This window comes from Leisingera sp. ANG-M1 (genome assembly GCF_000813745.1).
GTDB lineage: Bacteria > Pseudomonadota > Alphaproteobacteria > Rhodobacterales > Rhodobacteraceae > Leisingera.
In genome coordinates this window covers 1-1,054 of sequence record NZ_JWLC01000054.1, presented here as the reverse complement: position 1 = coordinate 1,054, position 1,054 = coordinate 1, and the positions used below count along the sequence as shown (strand labels likewise).

General features: G+C 66.7%; 1 protein-coding gene. It reads right to left on the bottom strand.

Annotated elements, in window-relative coordinates; genetic code table 11:
• Positions 1 to 76 precede the first annotated feature (76 nt).
• On the bottom strand, positions 77 to 1,054 hold a 978-nt coding region (gene glyA, locus RA19_RS25210), incomplete at its 5' end, for a serine hydroxymethyltransferase (protein WP_039168615.1).

Genomic DNA, 1,054 nt, shown 5'->3' with positions numbered 1-1,054 from the left:
CGCTGCCTTGCGGCAAAGAAAAACCGCCGCGGCTTTGCGGGCCGCGGCGGTTTAAGTGTCTCAATCCTGCCCGAGCTTACAGGTTAGGGTACAGCGGGAACCTGGCGCAGAGCTCCGCGACTTTTGCGCGCACCGAAGCTTCCACGTCGGCATTGCCCTCTTCACCGTTGGCCGCCAGCCCGTCGATCACCTCGATGATCAGGTCGGCGATCTGGCGGAACTCCGCTTCGCCGAAGCCGCGGGTGGTGCCTGCGGGCGTGCCCAGGCGCAAACCGCTCGTCACGGTGGGCTTTTCCGGGTCGAACGGGATGCCGTTCTTGTTGGTGGTGATATGGGCACGGCCCAGCGCCTTGTCGGCGATGTTGCCGGTGACGCCTTTGGGGCGCAGGTCGACCAGCATCACATGGGTGTCGGTGCCGCCGGTGACGATGTCCAGCCCGCCCTGGATCAGCTGATCCGCCAGCGCCGCCGCGTTGGCCTTCACCTGCTTCTGGTACGCTTTGAACTCGGGCTTCAGCGCTTCGCCGAAGGCCGCCGCCTTGCCGGCGATCACATGCATCAGCGGGCCGCCCTGGATGCCGGGGAAGATCGCCGAGTTCACTTTCTTGGCGATGGCCTCGTCATTGGTCAGGATCATGCCGCCGCGCGGGCCGCGCAGGGTCTTGTGGGTGGTGGTGGTGGCGACATGCGCATGCGGGAACGGCGAGGGGTGCTCGCCCGCGGCCACCAGGCCTGCGAAATGCGCCATGTCGACGTGCAGGTAGGCGCCGACCTTGTCGGCAATGGCGCGGAAGCGGGCAAAGTCGATGACCCGCGGAATGGCGGAGCCGCCGGCGATGATCAGCTTCGGCTGATGCTCAACGGCGAGGGCTTCCAGTTGGTCGTAATCGATCAGGTTGTCGTCGCGGCGCACGCCGTAGGAGACCGCGTTGAACCACTTGCCCGACTGGTTGGGCGCGGCGCCGTGGGTCAGGTGGCCGCCGGAGGCCAGATCCATGCCGAGGATGGTGTCGCCGGGCTTCAGCAGCGCCTGGAACACACCCTGGTTGGCCTG